Annotated in this window: 17 protein-coding genes, 1 pseudogene and 1 riboswitch; of the genes and pseudogenes, 13 read left to right on the plus strand and 5 right to left on the minus strand. The window is 31.8% G+C overall.

The annotated features are described in order from the left end of the window. Positions 1-221: 221 nt before the first annotated feature. On the minus strand, positions 222-413 hold the full coding sequence (locus tag THYS13_RS10460) for a YHS domain-containing protein (protein ID WP_042834472.1): 192 nt from the start codon (positions 411-413) through the stop codon (positions 222-224). Positions 414-945: 532 nt separating this feature from the next. Between THYS13_RS10460 and THYS13_RS10465 the strand changes: the two genes are divergently transcribed. After that, positions 946-1,569 carry a class I SAM-dependent methyltransferase gene (locus THYS13_RS10465; protein WP_042834473.1) on the plus strand — a complete coding sequence of 208 codons (624 nt, stop codon included), beginning with the start codon at positions 946-948 and terminating at the stop codon, positions 1,567-1,569. Positions 1,570-1,637: 68 nt separating this feature from the next. On the opposite strand, the gene THYS13_RS10470 is transcribed toward THYS13_RS10465, so the two are convergent. Further along, positions 1,638-2,432: an FTR1 family protein gene (locus tag THYS13_RS10470; protein WP_042834474.1), complete on the minus strand. Its 795-nt coding sequence runs from the start codon at positions 2,430-2,432 to the stop codon at positions 1,638-1,640. 332 nt (positions 2,433-2,764) lie between these two features. Next, positions 2,765-3,154: a DUF302 domain-containing protein gene (locus THYS13_RS10475; protein ID WP_042834475.1), complete on the minus strand. Its 390-nt coding sequence runs from the start codon at positions 3,152-3,154 to the stop codon at positions 2,765-2,767. Between the two features lie 483 nt (positions 3,155-3,637). Continuing rightward, positions 3,638-3,724: riboswitch (cyclic di-GMP riboswitch) on the plus strand. 280 nt (positions 3,725-4,004) lie between these two features. Here THYS13_RS10475 and THYS13_RS10480 point away from each other — a divergent pair. The 5 genes and pseudogenes from THYS13_RS10480 (at position 4,005) to THYS13_RS10495 (ending at position 9,976) form a co-directional block, all read left to right on the plus strand. Beyond that, the gene (locus tag THYS13_RS10480; RefSeq protein WP_042834476.1) at positions 4,005-5,558 is read left to right on the plus strand and encodes a FapA family protein; all 1,554 of its coding nucleotides are present in this window, start codon (positions 4,005-4,007) and stop codon (positions 5,556-5,558) included. A 31-nt stretch (positions 5,559-5,589) separates the two neighbouring features. Continuing rightward, complete coding sequence (locus THYS13_RS10485) at positions 5,590-6,954, plus strand: bifunctional diguanylate cyclase/phosphodiesterase (protein WP_235603350.1); 1,365 nt, start codon at positions 5,590-5,592, stop codon at positions 6,952-6,954. 39 nt (positions 6,955-6,993) lie between these two features. Continuing rightward, positions 6,994-7,089, plus strand: a pseudogene (locus THYS13_RS14820) (MBL fold metallo-hydrolase); the annotation flags it as partial. An 86-nt stretch (positions 7,090-7,175) separates the two neighbouring features. After that, entirely contained in the window at positions 7,176-8,423 is a 1,248-nt protein-coding gene (locus THYS13_RS10490) for a DUF1015 domain-containing protein (protein WP_042834477.1), read from the plus strand. A 110-nt stretch (positions 8,424-8,533) separates the two neighbouring features. Then, positions 8,534-9,976: a M1 family metallopeptidase gene (locus THYS13_RS10495; protein ID WP_042834478.1), complete on the plus strand. Its 1,443-nt coding sequence runs from the start codon at positions 8,534-8,536 to the stop codon at positions 9,974-9,976. On the opposite strand, the gene THYS13_RS10500 is transcribed toward THYS13_RS10495, so the two are convergent. Both THYS13_RS10500 and THYS13_RS10505 read right to left on the minus strand, forming a co-directional pair. Then, positions 9,973-10,956 carry an ATP-binding protein gene (locus tag THYS13_RS10500; RefSeq protein ID WP_042834479.1) on the minus strand — a complete coding sequence of 328 codons (984 nt, stop codon included), beginning with the start codon at positions 10,954-10,956 and terminating at the stop codon, positions 9,973-9,975. The two genes, THYS13_RS10495 and THYS13_RS10500, sit on opposite strands and share 4 nt — an antisense overlap. Beyond that, entirely contained in the window at positions 10,949-11,923 is a 975-nt protein-coding gene (locus THYS13_RS10505; RefSeq protein ID WP_042834480.1) for a DnaD domain protein, read from the minus strand. The genes THYS13_RS10500 and THYS13_RS10505 overlap by 8 nt, the downstream gene beginning before the upstream one ends. Positions 11,924-12,160: 237 nt before the next feature. On the opposite strand from THYS13_RS10505, the gene THYS13_RS10510 reads away from it, so the two are divergent. From THYS13_RS10510 to THYS13_RS10540, 7 genes are all read left to right on the plus strand, one after another. Continuing rightward, positions 12,161-13,516, plus strand: coding sequence for a M23 family metallopeptidase (locus THYS13_RS10510; protein ID WP_042834481.1), 1,356 nt, complete (start codon positions 12,161-12,163; stop codon positions 13,514-13,516). Positions 13,517-13,973: 457 nt separating this feature from the next. Beyond that, positions 13,974-14,780 (plus strand): peptidase MA family metallohydrolase, encoded by an 807-nt coding sequence (locus THYS13_RS10515; protein WP_042834482.1) that lies wholly within the window; start codon positions 13,974-13,976, stop codon positions 14,778-14,780. A gap of 60 nt (positions 14,781-14,840) precedes the next feature. Continuing rightward, positions 14,841-15,536, plus strand: a complete 696-nt coding sequence (locus THYS13_RS10520) for a response regulator (protein WP_042834483.1) — start codon at positions 14,841-14,843, stop codon at positions 15,534-15,536. Further along, a complete protein-coding gene (locus tag THYS13_RS10525) occupies positions 15,520-17,226 on the plus strand; it encodes an ATP-binding protein (protein WP_042834484.1) in 1,707 nt (568 codons plus the stop codon). The genes THYS13_RS10520 and THYS13_RS10525 overlap by 17 nt, the downstream gene beginning before the upstream one ends. Before the next feature lie 87 nt (positions 17,227-17,313). Next, positions 17,314-17,709 carry a hypothetical protein gene (locus THYS13_RS10530; RefSeq protein ID WP_042834485.1) on the plus strand — a complete coding sequence of 132 codons (396 nt, stop codon included), beginning with the start codon at positions 17,314-17,316 and terminating at the stop codon, positions 17,707-17,709. 12 nt (positions 17,710-17,721) lie between these two features. After that, complete coding sequence (gene yycH / locus THYS13_RS10535; RefSeq protein WP_042834486.1) at positions 17,722-19,011, plus strand: two-component system activity regulator YycH; 1,290 nt, start codon at positions 17,722-17,724, stop codon at positions 19,009-19,011. A gap of 3 nt (positions 19,012-19,014) precedes the next feature. Beyond that, positions 19,015-19,845, plus strand: coding sequence for a two-component system regulatory protein YycI (locus tag THYS13_RS10540; protein WP_042834487.1), 831 nt, complete (start codon positions 19,015-19,017; stop codon positions 19,843-19,845). The last annotated feature ends 58 nt before the right edge of the window (positions 19,846-19,903 follow it).

Below are 19,903 nucleotides of genomic sequence, written 5' to 3' on the forward strand. Positions count from 1 at the left end.
TTTTCTGCCCCTCCGTATACATTTGTTGCTATTATTATCCCATATGGCTTTTTAAATAACCAAAAAGCACAGGATAATTCCTGCGCTCAAATCTGCATCAACGATACTTTAAAGATTGAAAAAATTCAACTAACCAGACTCATAAAAATTTCACCTTTTTTATTTTTTTAATACTACACTTTAATTGTGAAGAATCGCCGCATAATTGCAGCGATTTTTACTCAGCAGCAGCCATGATTTCTATGCTCGTGGTGGCCGTGACCCATTTCATCTCTGACATATTTTTCAGGATTTTTATCAAACTCCATTTTGCAATGATTTGAGCAGAAATAATAAGCTTTACCTTTATATTCCGACTTCGCTATTGCCTCATCTTCTTTAACCATCATACCACAAACCGGATCTTTTACCATAACATATTCCTCCTATTTCAATATTTTGTGATTAACTCAATTAAACTTTTAAAATCTTATTCTTTCGCTAAACTTGAACTGTTTCTACGTTGTTTCTGGATGAAAGCTTTTTAAAACAAGACAACACCTCCCTCCGGCAACTTTAGGTTTAAAGTTACCTTCCATTAAGGCTACTTTCAAGTCTTTTCTTAACCGTAGTAACCTCGATAAGCGACTTATTTATCTTATTTAATTGCTCTCTCAGCTCTTCAAGAGACAGCTCTAGAGCCTCTTCAGGGTCTTCTAATTCATTAAATATTGAATTTGCTTTTGCCCTAAAAATGACTTTACTCTATCGACCAATCCCATTTTTATTACCTCCTTTGGTTTTCTTTACATATACATCATACAATTTAATTATGGAGAAAATATGAAGAAAAAGAATAAATCTTCATATTTTCTCCATAAAATCGTATTATCATATAATTCTAGAGAAAATATGTTAGAATTATTGTCAGAATAAACAAAAAAACAATCAAAAGGAGGACTGTATATGAAAGACGCAACAGAAATCATAAGAAAGAGATACGATAGGGCGGCAAAATACTATGATAGAATTGAGGACATGATGGAAAAAAGGTGGATGTCTAAATGGAGAAAAGAATTGTTTAATCATGTAAAGGGCCACGATGTTCTAGAAATCGGTGTTGGGACAGGCAAAAACATGCCTTATTATCTCAAAGATATTAATATCACAGCAATAGATTTTAGTCCAAAGATGCTTGAAAAAGCAATAACAAAGGCAAATAAACTGGGTTTAAATATAACGCTTAAATTAATGGATGCTCAACAACTAGATTTCCCTGACAATTCCTTTGATGTGGTTATAACAACTGGTGTCTTTTGTTCTGTACCGGACCCCATTAAAGGGTTAAATGAGATAAAAAGGGTCCTACGAAAAGAAGGTGAATTAATCATGTTGGAGCATGTAAGAAGTAATATGGAACCCTTAGGTACATTTATGGATATTATAAACCCTTTAGTTGTCAGAATATATGGAGCCAATATCAACAGAAATACTATCGATAATATAAAAAAAACCGGTTTTCAAATAATTTATGAAGATAACCTGTTTCTTGACATTGTTAAACTTATAAAAGCAAAACCTATAAAGTAGCTTTTTTAATCAACCTCACTACTTCGTTTTCACACACCTCCGACCTTTCGGAGGTTTCTCCCAATGTATTAGGAGGTTTCTTTCGAACTATTCATAAACATTTTACCTACAGTCAATATATAAGCACTATATGCAATGATCTGCATTAAAGACGGAGTGCTTTCGTATCCAATAAACGCGTGCAGTAACTTACCTAATAAACTTTCATCTGGAATTAACCATTCTAGGCTCCATACTTTTTCAATTATCGGAGGTATTATTCCCAATTCTCCTAATGCACGAATTGCATGAGAAGTCAAACCTGCTGCAATGAATATCAAAAGCCAGCCAGTTATCACAAAGAATTTCCTTAAATTCAATTTTATTGTTGTTTTGTATAATAATACAGATATTATTGCAGCTATAAATAACCCCGCAAATGAGCTTAATAATAAACCTTCGTCTTTTAAGGCGGTCAAGAATAGTGCCGTTTCTATCCCTTCTCTTATCACTGTTACAAATGCTAATATTGTTATGCCCCATACCTGATTATTTGACAAAGCTTTATCAACCTTTGCTTGAAGTTCACCTTTGATATTCTTGCTCTGCTTTTGCATCCAGACAACCATATATGAAAGGATAATAATGGCTATCGCTGCAACAACTATTTCAAATAATTCAGCACTTTCGCCCTCAAAACTAATTTTTAAAGCCCGGAATATAAACGAAATAACAACACTCAAAACTATAGCACCAATAGCGCCCAGCCATACGTGTTTAAAGTACTTTTTTTGGTTGATTTTTGTAAGGTATCCTAATAGTATACCTATGACTAAAAAAGCCTCAAGTCCTTCGCGGATTGTAATTAATATACCTGCTATCATAAAAAACCTCCTTATAGATTATGATAATCATTATCAATTTGATTTTAAAATAAACATATCGATTTTGTCAACTTTTTTATATTATCTCAATGAATAAATTTCGAACTTTTACTATGACACTAAGACAAGGAGGTCGCCTGACGGGGTACCCTGCCGGAACCTGAAGGTCGAGCTTTAATTTTGTCGCTTTGGAACATCGGAGCGACGATGCAAAATATCCTATTTAAAAAATTTTTGACTTTGTCAACAAACTCACCAGTTATGCATTTAGAAGCATAACTGGTGAAATACTGTTTTCAGAACACTGGATAATTTTAAAAGACACAGAAGTATTAAACAACCTTATTGATTATTTTTATTAAACGTTCTTCAATTTCTTTCGCAATGTCTTTAATTTCTACATTATTGTTGTCCATATGTGAGAATAATTGAGCTAATTTTAAAACACCTACTTTTGTTTCTTTTGTATTTTCTATAATTACAATTTTACATGGTAGAAAGTAGCTTGCCATTGGGTCAATTGCGATAATTTTTGCAGCGGCGTTAGGATTGCAAACTTCTAAAATTGTTACATTGTGATTATAAGGCAGCCCTTTTTCAGCGAGTTTTTTGTGCAATTCAAATTCCAATAAGACACCAAAGCTTTCCTCTTTAAGTTCTTTTTTTAAGTCCTCAATCAACTCTGTTGTTTTTTTAGAAGTAGTTAACGTGAAGTCAAACATAGTTTTTCCTCCTCTCATTTATCTTTTTTCTTTGGTAAAAATTTTGTGTGTACTCTTACCATAAGATTATTTTAAATTAAAAATTTGAAGAAAATGTGAAGAAAAATTTACTAAGAGATTATTTTATAGGCATTAGAACTCCTTAGATACTTGCTGATAAAAAGACGTGAAAAATTATTTATTTTTTGGGAAAGGATTAAATATACAATTAATAAAAGATAATAAACAACTTTTCTAATTTTTTTTTTTTTTTTTTTTTTTTTTTTTTTTTTTTTTTTTTTTTTTTTTTTTTTTTTTTTTAATTTTTAAGAAGGAATTATGCTTTTTTTGTCGAATATAGTACTTTAACAGATAATAATGTAAAAATTATTATTTATATTATGTATCTTTACTTTTGTAAGTAAGTTATAACTTGAAAACAATTAAAAAAATTTATATTGTCTTTTTCTCAAAAAAATAATCATTCAAATACATTAAATAATATTCTGAAAAAGGCAAACTTACCGAAAGGTAAGGACGCAAAGCCACAGGTCTAAGGCATGCAGATGCTATGACGGCTGGGTTGCCAACTTGTAAATTTAAATCTAGTACTTGTAATGTTTTGTAGTTATAAAAGTAGGCAACCGAGGCAGTTGCCTACTTTTAGTATGTGTGCCCAGCATGGGCTAAGCTAAAACTGCCTGAATCTCATGCATTAAATGTGACAAGTATAGAGGAGGAAGGCTATCATTTTTATCAAGAGAGGTCTAAATGGAATGCTCAAGCAGAGAAATACAGTTGGATATTCGAAAGTCCGTTAAGGTCATAGTACTTGTTAAATCCAGACCGCCTAACATACGGAGGCATTTTTATGAAAATCGAATTAAGTGATGTATTGAAAAGAATGGGATTTACTTTGGAAATCCCAGATGATGAAATGGCTGTAATCTTAAAAAGAGTCTTTTTTTCTTCGGGGAGTGATGTGGATTTTCATGAGTTTTTAAATATACTGGAAAGCGATCTTCGTAAGAATGGAATTATAGTGAGTGTAGATAAAAGTGCGTTAATTAGCGTATATACCCAAAATAAAAAAGAAGCAGTAATAGCAAGAGGAATACCATATAAAAGTGGCAGGGATGGTTATCTGGAATTTATTATAAAAACCGATAAGCCGAGAATTCTTTATACCGAAACATTCTCTGAAGAAGATATATTTAAGATGGCAAGTATACCCTTTGCAAGAAAAGGTGATGTTATCGGAAAGCTGCATAAACCCATAAAAGGTGAAAATGGAATTAGCGTAAGGGGTAGAATTATAAATGCACCGCCTGTAAGAGACGTTGAAGTAAAAATTTTAAGTAATTCCATAGTTTTTAAAGAAGATGAAAATAAGATAGTTGCAATGGCTGATATAAGACCGGTTGTACATAAAAAAGACGAAAATGATAAATTTGTATATTTTTTTAATTCTATTCCTATGTTAATTTACGAAGGAAGTATCACGAAGAATTCAAGGCCTGTAACATTCGATGGTGATGTTATAATAAACGGAAATGTCGAAAAAGGTAATCAAATAATTGTTTCAGGAAATGTTCAGATACTTGGTTCAGTTTACGAATCAGCAATTCATGGAGGGCAAAATATTATTATCTATGGTGGAATTGTTGATAGCCAATTACATGCCGGTTTTTTACCAGAAAATATTTTTGATAAAATAGAACTTCACGCTGTAAATCTTATTGTTGAGAAATTATCGGCAATTTTTGCCCATATTAAAGAACTACCAACTGTTATGAATAATTCCAGAGATCTAAGCGAGAAAATCAAATTAATCGAAACCTTAAAAGAAGAATTAAAAACATCATCAAGAGAAATAAGTATGACACGCAGTTCAAAGGTATTTCAAGATCTTCTAGAGTATTTAAAAAGTCTCGCTAAAACGCTCAACAACATCTTGGATTATGATATTATTGGTCTTATAAAACATTTGAATTCGTTAAAAGAAATCTTTGAAAAAATCCTCTTCATATCAAGTGTTCTAGACGAGGAACATGAAAACAAGGGACATATACTTGCAAAATGGGTTCATGATAGCAAAATTTACGCTGTGAAGGACGTAATTATAACCTCAGAAGCAGGTTGTTATAATACAAAAATTTCTACAAATGGTTCGGTTTCTATTAATGGCAAGGTTAAAATGAGTACGATCGAATTTAAGAAAAATATTTTCATAAAAGAAGCCGGATCGCTTGGCGTCGGCAGTCACGTATTATTAAAGGGGAGTAGAAATTCAATAGTAAAAATTCTTTACGGATATGAAGGAGTCGAATTATACTTTGATAAAATAGGCTACAAATTAAAAAATGGTGAAAAAATAAAATTATATTTGGACAAAGATGAAAAAGTCGTTGAAGACATTATTTAAAAAATTTACCTTGCAGAGTGGGAGCTTTTTCATGAATCTGTTTGATTTTGTAGAATCTATTATTTTGTCCAGCATATCCTCAACACCGCCGATCGAATATGAAAGGATGATTTATGTGCTGAAGAGAAAGGAACTTAGAGATAAGAAGTATTATTATGATTATTTGACCCACCTTCCAAACAGATATTTTTTATATGAGTATTATAGCTCCAGCAATTGCCAATTTGTTGTTGCACTCCTTGATTTTGATAATTTTACATACATTAACGATTCCTATGGACATCATTTTGGGGATAAAGTGTTAGTTGAAATAAGCAATATGCTGATTGAAATAGTAAAAGAAAAGGGAAAGATTTTCAGGTTTGGTGGTGATGAGTTCGTTGTTCTTTTTCACTGTAATCTGGATGAAGCAATAAGCGTTATAGAAGATGTTATAGAAAAATTTAATTATATTTTCAAAGTTGAGGAAAGAGATATCTTAACAACAGTGAGCGCCGGCATTTATGTATCAAAAATAGGCGAACATATGGATGATATTATAAGAAAAGCAGATGCTGCAATGTTCGAAGCTAAAAAGTTGGGCAAATCAAAATATGTCATTTTTGACAAAACTATAGAGGACAAGATAATCGAAAAAGCTGAAATGATGGTAGATATCAAGAAAGCGATGTTAAACAACGAGTTTTACCTTTTATTTCAGCCTATTTATGATTTGAGAGAAAATAGGATAAAGGAAGTTGAAGCCCTTGCAAGGTGGAGAAACAACAAATATATCAATATCTCTCCTTCTCGATTTGTCCCAGTACTTGAGGAAACTGGTCTCATCAAAGAATTTGGTATTTTTATTATTGAAGATGTTTTTAAACAAATAAGAGATTGGCGAAATAAGGGTATCGAGCTTAAGGTTAACATCAATGTTTCTCCTCTTCAGCTTAGGGAGGATGAGTTTTTCTTTAAATTTGATGAGCTTATTAATAAATACAATATACCATCAAATTTCATTGGCATAGAATTTACTGAAACTCAAATATTAGACATTAAAGAGCAAAAGGTAAACAAAATAGACGAATTTTTAAGAAGGGGAATAAAGATTTTGCTAGATGATTTTGGAGTTGGATATTCTTCCTTAATAAACATGGTAGAGTTTCCTATAAGCACTATTAAGATGGACAAAAGCCTTATTGACAGGATTGACGAAAACAAAGTAAAAACATTAATCAAAGGAATTTTGTATATCTCAAAGGAAATGAACTATGAAGTCGTAGCGGAAGGGGTAGAAACAGAGGAACAGCTTAGTATGCTAAAGGAATGGGGCTGTGACAAAATACAAGGTTATTATATATCGAGACCTAAAACTCCAGATGAGATAGAAATGATGTTCAGTTATACTTATTAATGCAGGCTTTTGGGTAAATTAAAAGTAATTTTGAACATTGAGTGTGGGACTGTAATTGCAGTAAGTGATGGCAAAACTATAAATTTTAATGTAGAACCAGGTGATTATTTGTCGAGAAGTGAGATTAAAAGATAATTTACTTTAATACATTGCATTTATAAAGTGATATGATATAATAAAAGCATTGAAACCAGTTGAAATAAATTTTTAGGAGGATTATTATGGTTACAGTAAAACCTTTTAAGGCAATAAGGCCTGTACCAGGATTGGCAAATAAAATAGCGTCCTTGCCTTATGACGTCGTAAATACCGAAGAAGCAAGGAATTTGGCGAAAGATAATTCTTATTCATTTCTTCATGTGGATAGAGCAGAAATAGATTTAGCTCCCTCTATAAATCCTTACGATAAAATAGTTTATGAAAAAGCGAGAGAAAATTTTGACAAAATGCTTAAAAAAGGACTGTTAATAAAAGATAATGAGGAGAACTATTACATCTATAGAGAAATAATGAACGGCAGGAGTCAAGTGGGATTGGTAGCGACTGTTTCGATTGATGAGTATTTAGAAGGAATAATTAAAAAGCATGAGCTTACTCTGCCGGAGAAAGAACAGGATAGAATAAATCACATGGATTACTGTGATGCTCACACCAGTCCAGTTTTTTTAACGTACAAAGCCAACCCAGAGCTTAAAAAGTTGTTAAATAGCTGGATGAGGAGCAAAAATCCTGTATATGATTTTACATCAGAGGAGGAAATAAGACATACAGTATGGATTATAGATGACAAATCCTTAATAAATAAAATTACTTATGTTTTTAAGGAAATAGACTACCTTTACATTGCAGATGGACATCATCGGGCTGCTGCTTCTGTAAAAGTAGGCTTAAAGAGGAGAGAGCAAAATCCTGATTATAAAGGAGATGAGGAGTTTAACTATTTTTTAGCAGTGCTAGTGCCCCATGATGAAGTTTTTATCATGCCATATAATAGGGTGGTAAAGGATTTAAACGGCTATTCCGAAAGTGAATTTATCGAAAAAATAGAAGAGAAATTTGAAGTAGAGAAATGTAATGAAGGCCAGCCTTTCAATCCTTCGCAAAAGCATACTTTTGGCATGTATCTATCAGGAAATTGGTACAAACTTACTGCCAAAGAAGGTACTTTTAACCCATTGGATCCGATAGAAAGTTTAGATGTGTCCATCTTACAAAAAAATCTTTTGGATCCTATTTTGGGGATAAAAGATCCGAGAACTGATAAAAGGATTGATTTTGTAGGCGGAATTAGAGGCTTAGAAGAATTAGAAAGAAGAGTTAAGGAAGACATGAGAGTGGCTTTTTCTATGCACCCCACAACAGTTGAAGATTTAATTGCTGTTGCCGATGCGGGAATGATAATGCCTCCTAAGTCTACCTGGTTTGAGCCTAAACTAAGAAGTGGATTATTTATTCACGGATTGAGCTAAAAGCACCTTTTCGTTTTTTAAGGTGCTTTTTATTTTTTAACTGAAAAAGTTCTATTATTTAAAAATTTGTACTAATATATATTGAAGGATAATTTAGGGGAGCTGGTTATATGAAAATAAAACAAAAAGCACTATTGGGTTTAATTATAGTTGTAATTATCGGCTTAGTGCTTTATCTTTTACCTAGAGAAAGTCAACTTACATCTTACACAATTGAAGCAAAATACGATAGCCAAAATAAAATAATTTATGCTACTCAAACAGTAAAATATATAAATACTAATGATATTCCTTTAAAAGAAATATACTTTCATTTATATCCAAATGCTTTCAAAACACAAGAGAATTTGCCTTTCACAAAGGAAGAGCTCCCTTTTGCTTATCCTAATGGTTTCCAACCGGGATTTATAGAGGTTGAAAAAGTTACTTTTGATAAAAATATTCCTGTTACTTACGAATTAGAAAAACCTAACGAAGAAATTTTAAAAATAAAATTACCTAAAGAATTAAAAAAAGGGGAAACAATACAAATTAATATGAGTTACAAAGTACAAATTCCACCTTGTAGAAGTAGACTTGGCTATGGGAACAATACTGTACAGGTAGGGAATTGGTATCCGATACTCTCTGTATATGATAAAAATGGCTGGAATAATGACCCCTACTATATTTTTGGAGACCCTTTTTATAGTAATATAGCAAATTACAAAGTAAAATTGTCAGTACCTAAAGACATGATAGTTGCCTCCACTGGAGAAATAAAAGAAGAGAAAAACTATGGAGATTCCAAAGAATTAGTTATTGAAGCGCAAAAAGTAAGGGATTTTGCTATGGTTTTAAGCACAAAATTTAAGATAACAGAGCAACAGGTAGATGGCATAAAAGTTAAATCCTATTATTTTACAGAAGGATATGGGGATAAAGCTCTTAAATTTGCTGTAGATGCGATTAAGTTTTACAATGATTATATTGGCAGGTATCCTTATAAACAATATTCTGTTGTGCAGACTGATTTTTACATGGGGGGCATGGAATATCCCAATCTTGTAATGATATCAAAGGATTTGTACACAAATGCTAATTTGTTTAATTTAGAATATGTAATTGCTCACGAGACTGCTCATCAGTGGTGGTATGGTGTTGTGGGAAACAACCAAATAAAAGAATCTTGGCTGGATGAAGGATTGACGGAGTACACTACAATTATGTATATAGAAAGGTATTACGGTAAGGCAACAGCTGATGAGATTTATAGACTTGTTATAGAAGGGGAATTTAATAAATTTCTAAATACTAATTCAGATATTTCGTTTGCTAAGACTTTGGCAGATTTTAAAGAATGGAAAGAATACACTAATATAGCTTATAACAAAGGAGCAATGGTATTTTACAATCTGAGGAATCTGGTAGGTGACGAAGAATTCAAAAAAGTTCTTCAAAATTATTACAATAAATACAAATATAAAATTGCCACTACGCAAGACCTAATTGACGTAGTGGACAGTGTTACAGGCAAAGATACAGGTGGATTTTTCCAAGAGTGGTTCTATTAAATTATCATTTTTCGTTTTAGTCTTATATCTTCACCGTAGAAATTAAGCAGTTTAAAATGGCCGAATATTCGTGAATAAATTCTTTCAGGGTAAATTGCCATTATTTCTGATAGAGGTAAATTTGTAGAAATAATAAATTTTTTGCCAAACAACAATCGTGTATTTAAAATATTAAAAAATTCCTGCAAACTAAAAGCAGTTATGGACTCTGTTCCCAAATCGTCGATTATAAGGAGGTCACATTCTTTTAACAATTCCAAATATTCATTATAACTACTGCCATCCGCATTAAGCTTGTTTATTCTCAAGCCTTCAATTAAATCTGGCGCTGTTCGATATATCACACTTTTACCTCTATCTAATAGTTCCTTTGCTATACAATTAGCGAGAAATGTTTTGCCAAGACCCGAGTCTCCATAGAAAAAAAGACTTTCAGCGGTAGTATCAAAATTTTTTATGAAATTAAGAGAAAATTCTACAATATTTTTCATGTTGCTTCTTGGAGAAGGCTTATCTCCGAAGGGTTTGTCTGAATAATATTCGAAATTAAAATTAGAGAAATTCTCTTTTTTAAGTATTTCTGCTATACTTGATTGTTTATAGTAAATATTTATAAGTTTTTGGTCAAAGCATCTACATCGCTTTCCATTTACATATCCTGTATCTTTGCATACGTTGCATTCGTATTTAGGTTCTAGATAATCTTCAGGATATCCATTAGATTCTAACAGATAAGCCTTCTTCTTTTTTAATTTATTTAACCTCTCTTTTAAAAGATTTAAAAGTTCTCTTCCCTTTTCAGGTTCTTTAAAAATTGATTGAGTTATTTCGATTCCTACCTTCTTAATTTCTTCCTCAATTTTTTCGAGTTCGGGAATTTCTTTATAAAGCTTGTTTTTACGATAAAGGGCATCTTTCAAAGCCGTATCTCTTTTCATTTCATATTCTTTAAGGATTTCATGGATGATGTTTTCATTCATTTAATTCACCCCTTGAATGGGCTAAAAGCTTCTTTTCCAAATCTTCTACGTCATAACTTCTCTGAGAGTAGCTGTTAAAGTAGTTTTTAGGAGCTTTAAAACCTGAAGTAACAGGGGTTTTCTTCTTTACAGAAGACTTTTTGTTTTCTAAATCTTCTACTGTTCGTATTCCTTCGTTAAACCAGTTGATTAGTATTTTGTTTATATAAGGGAAACTGGGTTCATTCAATTTAAGGGTACATTCGTTGCAGGCTTTTATTATTACATCTACATCAAAACCTAAATCCTCCATCCAGCGGTCCATCATTTCTTTGTGGGATTCCATTACTTCATCCTCTTTAAGACCTAGAGCACTTAAAATCCTTCTATAATTTTGCCATCTCTTGTTTTCTGATTTTAAATATTCTTCTACATCCAGTGCAGTTTTAAGACCTGCGTCATGCCAGGCTATTGCTACCTTTTCCATATATCTTAAAGAAGTTTTGTTTTTAGAAGCACAATAACTCACTAACATTGTTATTATTTCCAAGGAAAAGCCGTATTCATCTATCCAGCTTAAATATGTTTCCATTTCTGTGGGGGTTAAAGGTCTTCCCAAAGACAATTCAATTGCTTCAAACATTTGTTTTACTTGAGGGTCCTGTAAGGAGATGCTGTGATTTGAGGTTGGTTGTGGGATAACTGGGAGATATTCAACTGTGTATTCACCTTCTATGTATTTTAATTTAACTAAGCCCGATTTTTCCCAATACTTCAAAGCTCTGTCAATTTCTATATCTGACATAAATAATTTATCTGCTAAAGTTTTTAAAGGTATTTCATTGCCAAAATAGCAATATTTCAATCCCAAAATATATACTTTGACATATTCACCTGGGGCATCTAACATGAAATGATTTATAAAATAATTGCTGATGGGAGTACTTCCCCAATCGTTATTTTCGTTTAAAAATCTAAAAACGCTCATCCTCCCCACCTCGAATATATTATAACACAGCGAAATAGCCTCTTCAATTGAAAAGAATTTAACATAATTATCGGAATATTTGAGTATATTGTTAAATTAACTAAGTATATATAGGAATATTAGTTTGAGGTATAACATACAATATAGAAAGGTGTTAAAAATTTCATTAATTAAAATTTGGTTTTACAAAAAAATATGGTATAATTAAAAAAGATTAACAGAAGAAAGGAGAATACTATGGGGAAGGCGGGGGATAAAAGCTATAAGTTTTTTCTTAGTTTATTAAAGACTTACAAGAACAACATTATAGCTTTTGCGGTAGCACTGTCCATAGGTCTTTCTTTTATTGTATATGAAGAAGGATTTGCCTACAAGATAACAGTAGATGGTGAAACTATGGGAATTACCAAGAATATAGATGAGGTAAAAAATTTTATAGAAGAATTACATAAAAGAGAAAAAGAAAAGACGGGGACGGATATAGTTTTAAATCAACAAATAAAATTTGAAAGGGTAAGAGTAGGCAAGAAAGGTCTGACAGATGTACATAAAATTTATGCTAATTTGGAAAATACTATAAGTTTTAACTGTAAAGCTGCTGTCATAATAGTAGATGGCAAGTTTGTGACTGCGTTAAAAAGTGAAAAAGAAGCAAATAAGGTTCTGGAAATGTTAAAGAATAAATACGCAAAAGATTCTGATAGAACATATTTTAAAGAGGATGTCAAAATTGAAGAAAAGTACATACCTCCAAAATATTTAGTAAGCCGAGAAGAGGCGTTAAAAATATTGCAACAACCTGTAAAAAAAGCTGTTACATACACTGTAAAAGAAAACGATAGTTTGTGGTCTATTGCAAGAGACCACGATATGTACATTGATGATATTTTAAAATTAAATCCTGACCTTACAGAAAATTTAAAACCAGGACAAGTAATATATTTATCTTCTGCTGTACCTAATATCACGGTTGTTACTGAAAAGAGAATAGTTTACAAAGAGGAAATACCTTTTGAGACAAAGCTTACTAAAGATGAAAAATTGTATACTAATCAGTCTAAAGTGTTAGTAGAAGGTAAAAAAGGCTTGAAAGAGGTAACTGCTGTTGTTGTAAGTTACAATGGCGTTGAGGTTTCAAAAAAAATAAAGAGTGAAAATGTCCTTGAAAATCCTATCAACAAAATAGTTGCTGTAGGTTCGAAAAGAATATCTTATATTGCTACAGGGTCCTTTAATTATCCTGCGAGAGGTACTATCACTTCAAGATTTGGACAAAGATGGGGGAGACTTCACACAGGAGTTGATATAGCGGCACCCCCAGGTTCGCCTATTTATGCTGCAGATGGAGGTACTGTTATATTTTCAGGTTGGGAAAGTGGCTATGGATATTTAGTGAAAATTGACCATCACAATGGTTATGTTACTTATTACGGACACGCTAGTAAACTCCTTGTTAAGAAAGGTGATAAAGTGGCGAAAGGACAAAAAATTGCTTTGGTAGGTTCCAGTGGTTATGCGACAGGACCCCATCTGCACTTTGAAGTGAGAAAAAATGGGGTTCCAGTTAATCCTTTGCCCTATTTAAATAGATGAAATTATCAAGCCCTATGGAGGGCTTCAGACTGTAGACAAACTTTCGTAAAGGAGATATTTTGCATAAGGAGTGACTTGTTACAAAGCGGCAGCAAAACTTAGCAAGACCGAGGGTGGAGGCAGGGCCGAAGCCATGGATGGCGAAGGCGGGCACTAAGACAAGGATGTCGAATGTGCCCGGGACCCTGCCGGAACCTGAAGGTTGAGCTTTAGTTTTGTCGCTTTGGAACATCGGAGCGACGATGAAAAATATCTCCTTTGAATATTTTTCAACTTTGTCAACAAACTGAAGCCCTATGGAGGGCTTTTTATTTTTGTGGGGTTGCTACAAGTATTTATGAATGTTATAATACAGTTGTAATTATATTTGTCAAAAAACCTGTATCGCTTCATACATATAAAAGCCTCTACATATAAATTACATACAGAGTTTTAAATGTGTGTGAGGTGATACAGGATGAAAAAGAAAATTATTGTTTTTGCTTTTGCACTTATTTTGGTCATTTCTCTTTATTATGCTAACCAAATTATGGTGGCTTCCTATCCATATGTGAGAGAAATAAAAGAAAATGGTTTAACAGATAATGTAAAAGATTACAAAACAGCACAAAGTGAACACTTTATAGTGCGATATACACAACAAGATGAAAAATATATTCCTCTTGTTTTAAAAATTGCAGAAAAGCATTATGACAGTGTTACTAAAGATTTAGGTTACAAACCAGCCGGTAAAACTGTCATTATAATGTACCATGACCCTGAAAAAATGAATAGAGACTTTTCACTTGCAAAAGGGGATACTGCTATGGGGCTTTATTTAAATGGAGTCATAAGCATAGTATCACCTGAATTGTGGATTACTCCTACAGAAGACATAGAAAAAGTTTTTGAGCATGACGGACCGATTGTACACGAATTTGCCCACCTTATTGTAGATGATATTGCAAAAGGCAATTACCCTGTATGGTTTACAGAAGGTATAGCCCTTCTGGAAGAATATCGAGAAAACGGTTTTGTCTGGGGTGAAGGCGTAACAACTGATAAGCCATATTCTCTTAAAGAGTTGACTTATAATTTTAACCAATTAGATGAGACAATGGCCTATAAGAGGTCTTTTGAAATAGTAAAAGCTATAGCTGATAAATATGGGATGCAAAGCATAAGAAATATTTTAAAATATTTGGGAAAAGGATTAAGTTTAAGTGAGAGTTTTTATAAAGTTACAGGACAAAATTTAGAGAAATTTGTAGACTCAGTAAAATAAAGCAAGAAGAGCATTGCTCTTCTTGCTTTAACCCTATAAAAAGGACAAGGGGGAACTAAAATGAGTTATAGAATACTGATAGTTGATGATGAGAAGCCTATAGTTGAGATAATCAAATACAATTTAGAAAAAGAAGGATACATAACTTATGAAGCTTATGATGGGGAAGAAGCTTTAAAAATAGCAAAAGAACAAAATCCAGATTTAATAATACTTGATGTGATGTTGCCTAAATTAGACGGTTTTTCAGTGTTAAGGACTCTAAGGCAGTCAATGACTATACCTATTTTGATGCTGACGGCTAAAGAAGAAGAAGTAGACAAAGTACTGGGATTGGAATTGGGAGCGGATGATTACATAACAAAACCTTTTTCTGTAAGAGAACTCATAGCAAGAGTAAAAGCTAATTTAAGGAGAATTAGTTTAAATGGAAATGAGCCTGGGAATGTTATCTACGTAAAAAATTTAAAAATTGATATGTCAAAATATAAAATAGAAAAAAACAATAAAGAGATAGAACTTACCTCTAGAGAATTTGAACTTTTGAGATTTCTCATTTTAAACAAAGGGCTTATTTTCTCTCGCGAAATGCTATTAGAAAAAGTATGGGGTTATGAATACCTGGGTGATATTAGAACGGTAGATGTCACCATAAGAAGACTGAGAGAAAAAATAGAAGATGACCCCAGTAACCCCAAGCTTATTCACACAAAAAGAGGGGTTGGTTACTATTTTAGCGATGAAAAGCAAATTTAAAAGTATTCAATGGAAAATAATTCTCATATATACTTTGTTAATACTTGTAGCAATGGAAATCATATGGGTATATCTTTATAAATCTCTTGAAAATTACCACATGAATAATTTTGACAATTACCTTGAAGCGCAGGTACGCGGCATTTCTTTTACCCTTAAAGACAACATGGATGCAAAAAGTTTAAAAAACATTATAAATATGTACATGGGTCCCAATTCAAATGTGAAATACGTATATATTTTGGATAATAAAGGGAATATTTTGGCCAGTTCAACTGGAGACAAAGGAAAAATGATGACTCCCGCTATTGTCAAAGCCCTATCAGGGGAAATCGGAAGTGAAGTTACTGATGACTATAATTCTAGTGGGAAAATAAAAAGTTTTGCCATGCCAGTTTATAATAGCGATGGTAAAATAAATGGTGTTGTGTATATCAGCGGTTCTTTAAATGGAATATATGAGACTCTATCAGATGTCAATTTAATTCTTTTGAGTGCTACTCTTTTTGCTGTTGGAATTACTGTAGTGCTTGGGTATATTTTGTCCAAAACTATAACAGATCCCATTAAAGAAGTGACAAAATATGCACAAAAGATGGCAGAAGGCAATTTTGATGTGACGATAAAGATAAAATCTAATGATGAAATAGGAAAATTAGGTGAAATGTTTAATTTTTTATCTTTGCGGTTAAAGCAGACTTTAAATGATATTCAAGGTGAAAAAAACAAAATAGAAGCTATCATACGATTTATGACCGATGGTGTTGTGGCAACGGATGCAAAAGGCAAGATAATACACTATAATGAGGCTGCCGAAAAAATATTAAATGTGAAATTAGAATTAGGGATGCCAATAGAGGGAATACTAAATTTAGAAAAAGAAGATGCAGTAGCTACAATGAATTGCGGAAACAAGGTTTTAACAGTTAATATAGCTCCGTTAAAAAACAATCAACAAATAGAAGGATATGTTTATGTGCTTCACGATATTACGGAACAACATAAATTGGATACCATGAGGAAGGAATTTGTGGCAAATGTCTCTCATGAGCTTAGAACTCCTCTTGCTACTATAAAAAGCTATGTTGAGACTCTTCTTTACAGCGATGTAGATACTGAATATTCGAAAAGATTTCTAAAAATAATAGATTCAGAAGCCGACAGAATGACACGTCTTGTAAAAGATTTACTTTTATTATCAAAAATGGATTCTGAAGGTAGTAACCTAAAACTTGAGCACAAAAATTTAAATGAGGTAGTAATTTATGTAATAAACAGGCTTTCTATTGAAGCTCATAAGAAAAATCAAAAACTTATCGTAGACCTTCAAGAAGCGCCAAGGCAAGTCTATATTGACAAAGATAAAATGGAACAAGTAATAGTTAACTTAGTAACTAATGCTATAAAATACACTCCAGAGAACGGAATGATAAAAGTTATAACAGAATATGATGAAAATTTTGCAAGCTTCATTGTGGAAGACAACGGTATAGGAATTCCTAAAGAAGACCTGCCTCGAATTTTTGAAAGGTTTTACAGAGTAGATAAAGCTAGATCCAGAGAACTTGGAGGTACAGGATTAGGACTTTCTATTGTAAAACAAATTGTAGAACTTCACAAAGGGGAGGTAAGCATAGAAAGCGAAGTAGGGAAAGGTACCATAGTGAGGGTTAAACTGCCATACCAGTAAATTTGTAATAATAGTTTAATATTACCGTAACAATACTGTAATAATAGTACTGTATAATAAAGTCATAAAAGAGAAGGAGGGATATTCTTGAAAAAAATAATTGCTTTATTTGTAGCAGTGATTATATTTATGGCCATTTTTATGTCATTCGGATACGCACAAGACCTAATAACGGTAAAAACTAATATAGATGATGTAAAGACAGATAACAAATATTTTGTAATTTCTGGAAGTGGACAACCTAATACTGTTGTAGAGCTTATTTTAAACGATAATTTAAGCAACAAATGGGTTATTGACGATACAATGCTTTTTGCAAAATTATTGACTTTAAGCTATGGAGATAATTACATTGTCATAAAGGCTTATAAAGGTGATCAGTTGCAAATAATAAAAGGACACGTAATTCTCACAAAAAAGGATGGGGTTTTACAAATAACAATTACTGCCATTGAAGACATAATAAAATCCCTTTTAAGATAGAGGGTTTGAGGAATGAAGGAAAAAGTTAAATCACTGCTATTGCTTTTTCTTGTTTTAACGAGCGTGTATTTAACTTATAAACTATGGATATCCTTTCCTCAAAATGAATTATCTTTTATTAATAAAAAGTCCACAAATGCAAAAGTGGACATTTTTCGTATAATTAGGCCAGAATACACTTTTGTTGGTATTCAAGGTAAAGTATATTTGGTGTCAAATGGAGATTTTTCTTTTTCTCTATGGGAAAAAACAACAGATTTTATTAATTCAAATAAAGAAGAAAAAATAAATGTAGTCGATGATAATAGTTGGGAAAACGCACAAAAAGGTACATTTATGCGATTTTTAATTGGAAAAAGTGTAAATGGTGACTTGTTAAAAGATATTTTTACCAATAGAGATAGCTGGTTTAGAAAAATAAATAGCGATATATATGTAGAAGAAATTATCGTTAATATAGACAAAAATCAAATTTTTGTAAAGGATGCAATCAATAAAAAATTTTACTGCTTAAATTATTTAAAGATGGGGGTTTTAAAAAACATTATAGAAAATTTGCCTAAAGATGAGGTCAGTGTATGTGAATCTGTTTATGAGGAAGGCAATACATATTTTGAAAAAAACGTGTACATACCTTCTCTTACTTTTTCGATTAAAGAAATATATAATAAAGAAACAAATTTTGAATCTGATCACCATTTTTTAGAGAAATTTTTTACGAATATTTCTGTTGTGAGAAAAATTACTGAAAATAGTGGATGTACTGTTTATACCGATGGCTTAAAAAGTTTGCGACTATATCAAAATGGGTATGTAGAGTTTTATAATACCATTTCTGAGCCTTCTTCAACTGATAAAAATTTTGCACTTAAAAAATCTATTGTCTTTTTGGAGGAAATAGGGATTAAAGTTGATGATATTTATTTGATGGATTTCAAAGAAGAAAAAGGGGAATATACTTTTTATTTTAATTATATATTTGATTATCCTCTTCGAATTTTGCAAAAAGAAATGCCGGATTTTCCAATCGAAATAAATATTTTAAATGGGAATATTAAATATGCACGAGTTTTGTATTTAGATTTGATGAGTAATGGAAACTATTTAATTTCTCATGCAAAATTGAAGCAATCTCTTGTAATGGGTATAAAGCATATAAGCTGGCAACAACCACTTTCTGATTTAAAAATAGGTTATGCGTATTATGAAGGTCAATTTATACCTGTTTGGATAGTAAAAAGTAATAATAGAGAGTTTTTTATAAACATATTTGATGGGAAGCTGATTTACAATGGGGTATAGATTATGAACTGGTCTAAAGCAAAAACAGTGATGATAATCACTTTTGCGATTTTGAATGTTCTTTTATATCTAACTATTGCTAAAATGAATAAATCGGAACCCTATATTTTATCTGGAAACGATTTGCATTCTTTAAAGAAGGTTTTGTTACAAAATAACATAATTTTAAAGACTACAATTCCGCAAAAGAAAGAACCGCTGCCACTTATTAAAGTAACGAGAGAAATATTTGATGAAGATTTTGTTTTAGAGAATTTTATTAAAGGACAAAAATATGGAAAGTACAAAGAAAACAGATATACAATTTTTAAATTTGAGGATAAAACCATCAAAGTGGACGGCGTAAGTTTTTATTATTTTGAAAGAAGTGATAAGTTTAAAAATATGTCTTCTTCACAAAAGGAAGAGTATATACATAATTTTATAAATAGTCATCAACTTAAAGAAATAAATGGTCAAGTTGAAAAAATTATTCAAGGAAAGAAGGTAGCAATAAAGTATTTTCAAACCTATAAGGATTATTTTATAGATGGTGGATGGATTGAAGGGAAAATAGATGATAAAGGCTTTGAATTTTCAAAATGCTGGTTTGGTTCTGTTGCAATGGAAAAAGCTAAGAAAGATGTGATAGATGCGGTTTATGCTCTTTTAAAGCTTGTGGAGATAAAGAGGGATACAAAGCCTATGGTAATAAATGAGATAAAATTAGGCTATTATTTTAACTGGAGCAATGCCACAAAAGGAGAAGCAGTCCCTGTTTGGAGGATAACTACTGAAGAAGGTGATAAATATTACGTAAATGCTTATACAGGAAATTTCGAAGAAGGTAAATAATACCTCCTTCTTCTTTTTTCTTTTTCTTCTTTAAATACTTGTAAAATATTTTAAATTG

Source organism: Thermoanaerobacter sp. YS13 (assembly GCF_000806225.2).
GTDB classification, from domain to species: domain Bacteria; phylum Bacillota; class Thermoanaerobacteria; order Thermoanaerobacterales; family Thermoanaerobacteraceae; genus Thermoanaerobacter; species Thermoanaerobacter uzonensis.